General features: G+C 71.1%; 8 protein-coding genes and 2 pseudogenes. 3 read left to right on the top strand and 7 right to left on the bottom strand.

The genetic code is table 11. The annotated features are described in order from the left end of the window. A partial coding sequence (locus AB0I76_RS17810; protein WP_357036283.1) for a DMT family transporter occupies positions 1-647 on the top strand: 647 nt, incomplete at its 5' end. A 75-nt stretch (positions 648-722) separates the two neighbouring features. On the opposite strand, the gene AB0I76_RS17805 is transcribed toward AB0I76_RS17810, so the two are convergent. From AB0I76_RS17805 to AB0I76_RS17790, 4 genes and pseudogenes are all read right to left on the bottom strand, one after another. Then, positions 723-1,433 (bottom strand): VOC family protein, encoded by a 711-nt coding sequence (locus tag AB0I76_RS17805; RefSeq protein ID WP_357036280.1) that lies wholly within the window; start codon positions 1,431-1,433, stop codon positions 723-725. Positions 1,434-1,489: 56 nt separating this feature from the next. After that, a pseudogene (locus AB0I76_RS17800) lies at positions 1,490-2,078 on the bottom strand (DinB family protein). Next, the gene (locus AB0I76_RS17795; RefSeq protein ID WP_357036277.1) at positions 2,071-2,799 is read right to left on the bottom strand and encodes a hypothetical protein; all 729 of its coding nucleotides are present in this window, start codon (positions 2,797-2,799) and stop codon (positions 2,071-2,073) included. The pseudogene AB0I76_RS17800 and the gene AB0I76_RS17795 overlap by 8 nt, the downstream one beginning before the upstream one ends. Positions 2,800-2,984: 185 nt before the next feature. Then, a complete protein-coding gene (locus AB0I76_RS17790) occupies positions 2,985-3,152 on the bottom strand; it encodes a hypothetical protein (RefSeq protein WP_357036274.1) in 168 nt (55 codons plus the stop codon). A 348-nt stretch (positions 3,153-3,500) separates the two neighbouring features. Between AB0I76_RS17790 and AB0I76_RS17785 the strand changes: the two genes are divergently transcribed. Both AB0I76_RS17785 and AB0I76_RS17780 read left to right on the top strand, forming a co-directional pair. Continuing rightward, positions 3,501-3,704 carry a cold-shock protein gene (locus AB0I76_RS17785; protein ID WP_013283833.1) on the top strand — a complete coding sequence of 68 codons (204 nt, stop codon included), beginning with the start codon at positions 3,501-3,503 and terminating at the stop codon, positions 3,702-3,704. Between the two features lie 225 nt (positions 3,705-3,929). After that, positions 3,930-4,211 carry a hypothetical protein gene (locus tag AB0I76_RS17780; protein ID WP_357036271.1) on the top strand — a complete coding sequence of 94 codons (282 nt, stop codon included), beginning with the start codon at positions 3,930-3,932 and terminating at the stop codon, positions 4,209-4,211. A gap of 79 nt (positions 4,212-4,290) precedes the next feature. Here AB0I76_RS17780 and AB0I76_RS17775 read toward each other — a convergent pair whose 3' ends face one another. The 3 genes and pseudogenes from AB0I76_RS17775 to AB0I76_RS17765 form a co-directional block, all read right to left on the bottom strand. Beyond that, positions 4,291-4,938 carry a maleylpyruvate isomerase family mycothiol-dependent enzyme gene (locus AB0I76_RS17775; RefSeq protein WP_357036268.1) on the bottom strand — a complete coding sequence of 216 codons (648 nt, stop codon included), beginning with the start codon at positions 4,936-4,938 and terminating at the stop codon, positions 4,291-4,293. A gap of 163 nt (positions 4,939-5,101) precedes the next feature. Further along, on the bottom strand, positions 5,102-6,829 hold the full coding sequence (gene treZ / locus AB0I76_RS17770) for a malto-oligosyltrehalose trehalohydrolase (protein ID WP_357036265.1): 1,728 nt from the start codon (positions 6,827-6,829) through the stop codon (positions 5,102-5,104). Continuing rightward, a pseudogene (locus AB0I76_RS17765) lies at positions 6,826-7,987 on the bottom strand (malto-oligosyltrehalose synthase); the annotation flags it as partial. The gene treZ and the pseudogene AB0I76_RS17765, both read right to left, overlap by 4 nt.

Here is a 7,987-nt window from a genome sequence, read left to right as displayed (position 1 = left end):
TGTGGGGCGTGGCCTGGTTCGGTGGGTACAACGTGGCGCTGAACGCCGCCGAGCGGCTGATCGACGCCGGGACGGCGGCACTGCTGGTGGCGGTCGCGCCCATCCTCGTCGCGGTGGCCGCGGTCCTCGTCCTGGGCGAGCGGCTCACCGGCCGGCTCGGCACCGGCGTGGCGGTCGCCTTCGCCGGCGTCGCCCTGATCGCGGCCAGCGGCTTCACCGGGCACGCCGACAAGGTCGGCGTCGCCCTCGCCGTGCTCTCCGCCCTGCTGTACGCCTTCGGCGTCCTGCTCCAGAAGCGCCTGCTGGCGCGGGTCGACGCCGTGACGATGACCTGGCTCGGTGCGCTGGCCGGGACCGCGGCGCTGCTGCCGTTCGCCCCCGCGCTCCTCGGGCAGCTCGCCACCGCGCCGCTGCCGGCCACCCTCGGCATGCTGTACCTGGGGGTGTTCCCGACCGCGATCGGCTTCCTCGCCTGGGGCTACGTCCTGTCCCGCTGGACCGCGGGTCGCACCACCGCCGCGACCTACCTGGTGCCGCCGGTGACCGTCCTGCTGTCCTGGACGCTGCTGGCCGAGGTGCCGGCGCCGCTGGCCCTGCTCGGCGGCGCGCTCTGCCTGACCGGCGTGGTCCTCGCCACGCGCCGCTGACGCCAGGCCGACCGGTGCTCACCAGGCCAAGCCCGCCCCAGCCGCGGAGGGAGGCGGCCGGGCGACACGCCGCCCCTACCGGTCGGTGCTCCTCATGCAGAACTCGTTGCCGTCGGGATCGGCCAGCATGACGGCGCCGTCCGCACCCGCCTTGAGCTGGGTGGCGCCGAGGGAGACCAACCGGTCGACCTCCGCCGGCCGGTCGTCACCGGCCACGGCGAGGTCGAAGCGCTGCCGGTTCCTCCCCGCCCTCGGGGTCAGGGGTGGGCCTCCCCACGCGACCTTCGTGCCGCCGTGCGGGGACTGGATCGCGGTCTCCTCGTCCTGGTCCCACACCAGCGGCCAGCCCAGCGCCTCCCTCCAGAAGCGACCGACCTCGCGGGTGCCGTCGCAGGCGAGCTCCCCGAGCAGCCCGCACCCGGCGAGGAAGGTGGTGCCCGGCGGGATCACGCAGAACTCGTAGCCCTCGGGGTCGGCCAGGACGACGTGCCCCTCCTCGGGACGCTGCCCGACGTCGAGGTGGCCGCCGCCGAGCCGCAGCGCCGTCGCCACCAGATGCTGCTGGTCGTCACCGCTGGCACTGGTCAGGTGGAGATGCATGAGGTTCGGCCGCACCATCTCCGCGTCGCTCGGGGCGAACCGGAGGCTGAGCTGGGTGTCGTCGCCGGGCAGGAGCGCACCCCCGGCGTCCTCGACGATCTCCCGGCCGAGCATGCCGGCCCAGAACCGCGCCAGGCGAGCCGGGTCGTGCGCATCGAAGGTCACCGAGAGCAGTCGCGAGGTCATCGGCTCACGGTAGGCACGGGCCAGCAGGACAACAAGGCAATAGGTTGGTCACCGGGTCAGGCCGACCAACGTCGATCGGCTGCCCTGGCGGCCCGCTCGATCTCCGTGTGTCGGGCTTCCCAGAAGGCCGCGTCGCGCTGCCGGTCGGCGTACCCGGCCGCTGTCCCGGTCGAGCCGTCGAGCTGCTCGCGCAGGATGTCGGCGTGTCCGGCGTGCCGGTTCGAATCGTTAAGTATGTGGACGAGGACGGCGAACAGCGTGACCTGTGGACGCGGCCACCAGGGCACGTAGCCGGGTGCATCGACGGCCAGGGCGCTGATCGTCGCGTCTGAGTGCTCCCACACACGACGGTAGCGGCCGGTGATCTCGTCGCGCGTCTCGTGCTCGGTCGCCCACATGTCGGTACCGCGTGCCTCGACGTCGTCCCAGCGGGCCAGGGGTTCGGGGAACGGTCGCCCGAAGACCTCGCCGAGGTACCGGGCCTCCCAGACCGACAGGTGCTTGACCAGGCCGAGAAGGTTCGTGCCGGTTGCGGTCAGGGGGGCGGCGGACGTCGTACTCGCCGAGCCCGTCGAGCTTCCAGAGGATCGCCTCGCGAACCTCCCGCAACTCAGTGTGCAGGTACGTCTTCGCGAAGTCAGCCATGCGAGGCGTCCGGTGCCGATGTGCTGTCCGTCAGCGGGGGCCACGAGGCCGGGGGCGGGCCGAATGCGCGACGACCGGCCCGCACGGCCAGGGTGGCGAGGGCAGCGTTGGCGCCACCACCAATCACCGCGCCGATACCGAACGGTGCCGCTCGACCGAGAACGATGATGCCCTGCTTGGTCCCGTACTTCGTGATGAAGTGTTTCCCCAAGAGCTTGTTGATCTGGCGCAACGTCTCGACAGGCACCTTGGCGACAACCTGACGTCCCCAGTGCTGCCCCGTCCGCTCGGCGACCTTGGTGATGGTGGCGGACCCGGACCCGCCGAGCATGATCCCCATCACGATCGTTCGGCGGCGCTCGACCTCGTCGATGCGGACTCCGTGGACTTCGGCGATCGAGAGCGCGAAGAGGGCGCTCAGCTCAAGAGATGAGAAGACCTCGCCCGCCGACAGTGCCAGTGCGACGCCCGTGCCGACACCGGGCGCGGCTGCGGCTCCTCCAACCGCGGCGCCCGTCCCGGTCAAGGCGCTGATGTACATCCGCTCCAGATTGCGGATCACCTCTGCCGGTGTCGCCTCTGGGTTCCGCTGGCGGGCCCGGGCGATGTTCTTGCGCACGAGGGCGCTCTGGACGTCGATTGCCTTGTCCAGAAGGTCGAGGATCCGCTGCCCACGTACGGCTGCTTCCGGAACCGGTCCGTCATGGGCGTCCGTTGCCATGCGGTGAACTCCTTGCGTCGTCACGTCCCAGCTGCGCTTCTACTTGATCAGCTCAGCGGACCCTACGTCAGATCGCTCAACGGCGGACGCCGTACGAATGGGCGAGTTCGTTGGCTGATCGCCTGTGGCGTAGGCGGTTCGAGCAGCGTCCACTCAGGTCGCCGTCGATCAGATGGTGGGGGCACCTATCGGGTCAGGCCGACCAGCGTCGCCAGGCGGGCCACCCCGGCCTGCTCGGCCGGTAGCCTCCGCCACCCGTCCCGCCGCAGCACCGTCGCGTGCCTCCGCACCGCCGCCTCGGGTCCCCGGCCCGGCACGTGTCGCCGCAGCCGGCGGCCACCAAGGTTCTCCACCGAGACCACTGGGCGAGCCGGCCGAGCCGCCCACCTGCCCCCGGCCCGCCTCGGAGCCAGACAGCGCTTCCGCAGGCGCCCACGCCGAGGCCCGTGTGGACGGACATCGTGGCCGCCAAGCAGACGAGTGACCAGGTCCACTCACCGCCACGGGATCGACGACGGATCATGTGCTAAGGTAGCCGAGTTGCAGTTTTGATTTCCGTAGACGTTTTCCGGCGCCTGATGGGGCATCTGAAACCCATCCAGGCGCCTTATCGTTTTTCGTGTCGTTTCGACGCGGGTGATCAACGCGGCGGCGTAGGGGTCCGCACAGTGCGGTCTCTAACAGCCTGCGAAGGAGCAGACATGACTACAGGTACCGTGAAGTGGTTCAACGCCGACAAGGGCTTCGGCTTCATCAGCCCGGACGACGGCGGCGCCGACGTCTTCGCCCACTTCTCCGCGATCTCGGCGAGCGGCTTCCGCAGCCTCGACGAGAATCAGAAGGTGGAGTTCGACATCACCCAGGGCCAGAAGGGCCCGCAGGCGGAGAACATCCGCCCGCTTTGATCCACACTCTGCGAACGGCGGCCCGACTGGTTCAGCGGGCCGCCGTTCGGCGTTTCATGCGCTCACCACGGAATTCCGCATCGCCGCCGCTCTGACGGTCGAGGCACGTACGGTCGCGGTCCAGGTGGAGCACACCATGGTCGGACTCGACGCCTCGCCTTCTGATGACTGTCAGACAGCCGGGACCCGGGGTGCACGGCGTTACATCCTGAAGGGTTGATGACTATGACGACGACCTACTCGGGTCCTGCGAGGCTGATCCTGGTCGACGGCGCATGCATATCCGGCATGGCTTCCCTCAGTACCAACCAGCGCGGAGGACTCAGCGGCTGGGGCGGCACGTTCCGTCCGGACGAGATCACGACAGACCTTCGCAGCGCAGTCGAAGGGCTGCAATTGGAACTGCCCTACGATCGGGTGGGGACAGTCGCCGTCACCGGCATACGCAAGCTCCTCGCCACGCAGGTGTTGATGTCGTTGGCAGGCCGCGGACCCGCACCATTCTGATCGTGCGCCGCACGGCCGCCGCTACATGGCCGCCGCGGCGCGCGCTACCAGCACTTCCGCACGTACCGGGCAGCCCATCTCAGGCTGAGGTACACCGCTCACGCAGGGTGGGCACGCCGGGGCCGGTGAGGTCGTCGCAGTAGGCATGTCGGCCGGCCATGACCATGGCCAGCGCGAGGGTCGTGCCGCTGACGAGAGGTCCGGACCCGGTCGCGAAGGGTCCGTCGGTCGCCTGGACACGCAGGCCGTCGATGGCGCTGCGGCCGGCCACGGTGAAGTCACGCTGGGCGTAGAAACGGGCGACGGGGGTGACGGCCTCGATGGCGGGTGTGCGCGTGATTCCGAGGGGACGCCGAATGTCCTGGGCGTGCACGATCACCTCACCGAGCCACGCCTCGGTTGGACCGAACGTCGACGTGGTGCTGGTGATGATGCGGCGGAACCGCTCCAGGGTCTCGGCCGGGGTCGCGCCTCGCTGCTCGGCGAGACGCCGGTCGTTGTGCAGCCCGAAGTCGAACCGGGCGGCCAGGGCACTGGCCAACCAGCGCAGCCGACCGACGCTCGCCGCTGCCGTCAGGTGGGCGACGACCTCTTCCACCGTCCACCGACCGCACAGCGACTGCTGCGCCCACTGCGTCGCGTCGAGCGACGCGAGGTCGTCGGCGAGGGCAGCACGCTCGGTGTGGGCGGCGGCCCACAGGGCCTCGCGAGACAGGACGTCGGACATGGGGCCCTCCACGGGTCGGCGTGCTGACACCGGGACAGACTCCGCCGCAGGGGTGAACTCATCGGTCCGGCGCCGAGATCCACTCGACGTCATTGAAGTTGGGGCATCCGACGCACGCCGACACCCCGACTTCACAGAACCCAAGTCGATCAGGCACGCGATCCTACAGCGCGACGATCGCCGCCGTCTCCGCCGGCAACTGGATCCGGTCCCGCATCACCGTGACCCCTTCACCGGTGGCGAGCAGCACCCGCCGCACCACCCCCGGCAGCGAGATCCCCTGCGCCCGCGCGGCCAGGTTCGCCACGACGAGGCACTCCCCCCGCCGCATCACCAGGAACTGGTCCCCGTGCCGCACGTCCACCGCCGACAGCCGCGGGTCCGACAGGTCACCACGCGACTTTCGCAGCGCGATCAGCCGCCGGTAGAACTCGTACATCTCCCGGTGCTCGGGCTTGTCCAGCTCCGCCCAGTCCAGCCGCGACCGTACGAACGTCTGCGGGTCCTGGGGATCCGGCACCTCGTCCGACCCCCACCCGTGCGCGGCGAACTCCCGCTTGCGCCCGGTGGCCACGGCGACCGCCAGCTCCGGCTCCGGGTGCGAAGTGAAGAACTGCCACGGCGTGGACGCCGCCCACTCCTCACCCATGAACAGCATCGGCGTGAACGGCGCGGTCATCAGCAGCGTCGCACCCACCCGCAGCAACGCGGGCGACAGCGAAGCGGAGATCCGGTCCCCGGTGGCCCGGTTGCCGATCTGGTCGTGGTTCTGCAGGTACGCCACCAGCCGGTGGCCCGGAAGCCGCTGCCGGTCCACCGGCCGCCCGTGGTGACGGTTGCGGAAGCTGGAGAACGTCCCCGCGTGGAAGAACCCACCGGTCAGCACGTCGGTCAGGGCCTCCAGCGACCCGAAGTCGCCGTAGTAGCCCTGCCGCTCCCCGGTGAGCAGCGTGTGCAGCGCATGGTGGGCGTCGTCGTTCCACTGGGCGTGCAGGCCGTACCCGCCCGCCTCCCGGGGCGTGATCAGCCGGGGGTCGTTGAGGTCGGACTCGGCGATCAGCGACAGCGGCCGGGCCAGGTGCGTCGACAGGGCCTCGACCTCGATCGCCACCTCCTCCAGGAAGTGGGTGGCGCGCGAGTCGGGCATGGCGTGTACGGCGTCCAGCCGCAGGCCGTCGACGTGGTAGTCGCGCAGCCACATGAGCACGCTGTCGACGATGTAGCGGCGTACGCCATCGGAGTGCGGACCGTCCAGGTTGACGGTGCGGCCCCAGGTGTTGGACTGCTCGGTGAGGTACGGCGCGAACATCGGCGCGTAGGCCCCGGAGGGCCCGAAATGGTTGTAGACGACGTCGAGGATCACCCCCAGCCCCTTGGCGTGGGCGGCGTCCACCAGGCGTTTCAGCCCGTCCGGGCCGCCGTAGGGCTCGTGCGGGGCGTACCAGCAGACGCCGTCGTAGCCCCAGTTGTGCTCGCCGTTGAAGGCGTTGACCGGCAGCAGCTCGATCATGTCGACGCCCAGGTCGACCAGGTGGTCGAGGCGGCCGATCGCCGCGTCGAAGGTGCCCTCCGGGGTGAACGTGCCGACGTGCAGCTCGTACAGGACGCTGCCGGGCAGTTGCCGGCCGGTCCAGCCCTGGTCGGTCCACTCGAAGGCCGCGTGGTCGTAGAGCCGGCTGGGCCCGTGCACCCCGTGCGGCTGCCACCGCGACCGGGGGTCGGGCAGCGGCGTCTCGTCGTCACCCAGCAGGAAGGAGTAGTCGGGGCCGGCGTCGGGCACGTCGACCCGCCACCAGCCGTCCAGGTGGGCGCGCATCTCGTGGTCGTCGGCACCCGGGAGGCGCAGGCGGACCCGGGCGGCATCCGGCGCCCACACCGCGAACTCGGTCATGAGGCGGCCTCCACGGACTCGGTGAGGGGAGCCAGCAGCGCGACGGGATAGGTGGCCAGCAGATCGGCCAGAGGGGTCTCGCCACCACTGTAGACCTGCCCGGTGAACAGGTCGGTAACCCTGTTAACCGGAAGTGACACGATCGTGTGACCCCAGCCGCCGGCACGGGCCAGGGTCATCGGCAGACGGGTGGCGACGGCGATCGCGCCGCCCCGGTCGAAGGCCACCGCGTGCCGGGCCGCCGGGCCGTGCGCGGGCACCGGTCGGTAGGTGGTGAACAGCTCCGGGTGGGCGCGGCGCAGCCGCAGCGTCCGCGACACGACGAGCAGCTTCGCCGCCCCACCGGCGTCGACCGGGGGCTGCCAGCCGCCGTCGAGGCGGGCCAGCAGATCCCGGCGTACGGCGAAGTCGACCGGGCGGCGGTTGTCCGGGTCGACCAGGGAGTTGTCCCACAGCTCGGTGCCCTGGTAGACGTCCGGTACGCCGGGCATTGCCAGCTGCACGAGCTTCTGCCCCAGCGAGTTCGACCAGCCGGCCGGGGCGATCTCGTCGACGAACGCGGTCAGCTCGGCGTGCAGTTCGGGCTCGTCGTACATCGCGTCGACCATCGCGTGCATCGCGTCCTCGAAGGCCGGGTCCGGGTCGGCCCAGCTGGTCGAGACCGACGCCTCCCGGGCGGCCTTCTCCGCGTACGCGTGCAGGCGTTCGCGCTCGACGGGCCAGGCGCCGGCGGCGGTCTGCCACAGCAGGTGGGCGAAGGCCGGGTCGGGCAGGGTGACCCGCCCCGTCCACCGGCCGACCTGCTCGGCCCAGCGGCCCGGCAGCTCGCTGAGCACGGCGAGCCGGGCCCGGACGTCCTCGCTGCGCTTCGTGTCGTGGGTCGAGAGCGCGGTCATGGCCGCCGGCCAGCGCAGGTGCCGGGCGGCGGCGAAGCGGTGGAACTCGGCCGGCGGGGTGCCGAAGTGGGCGGGGCTGCCGCCCACCTCGTTGAGCGCGACGAAGCGGCTCCACCGGTAGAAGGCGGTGTCCTCCACCCCCTTCGCCATCACCGCGCCCGTGAACTGCGGGAAGCGGTGGGCCAGCTCGTCGTCCGGGTCGCGCAGCCGGCGGGTGATCGCGTCCAGCGCGCCGGTCAGGTCGGGCCGGCGGCGGCCGGCC

Source organism: Micromonospora sp. NPDC049799 (assembly GCF_040656655.1).
Lineage (GTDB): Bacteria > Actinomycetota > Actinomycetes > Mycobacteriales > Micromonosporaceae > Micromonospora.
This window is presented reverse-complemented; position numbering and strand designations above follow the sequence as displayed.

Excerpts from the sequence above, each read along its gene's own strand:
- AB0I76_RS17780 (WP_357036271.1), top strand. The coding sequence starts at position 3,930 with ATGACGACGACCTACTCGGGTCCTGCGAGGCTGATCCTGGTCGACGGC.
- AB0I76_RS17775 (WP_357036268.1), bottom strand. The coding sequence starts at position 4,938 with ATGTCCGACGTCCTGTCTCGCGAGGCCCTGTGGGCCGCCGCCCACACC.
- AB0I76_RS17795 (WP_357036277.1), bottom strand. The coding sequence starts at position 2,799 with ATGGCAACGGACGCCCATGACGGACCGGTTCCGGAAGCAGCCGTACGT.
- treZ (WP_357036265.1), bottom strand. The coding sequence starts at position 6,829 with ATGACCGAGTTCGCGGTGTGGGCGCCGGATGCCGCCCGGGTCCGCCTG.
- AB0I76_RS17785 (WP_013283833.1), top strand. The coding sequence starts at position 3,501 with ATGACTACAGGTACCGTGAAGTGGTTCAACGCCGACAAGGGCTTCGGC.
- AB0I76_RS17805 (WP_357036280.1), bottom strand. The coding sequence starts at position 1,433 with ATGACCTCGCGACTGCTCTCGGTGACCTTCGATGCGCACGACCCGGCT.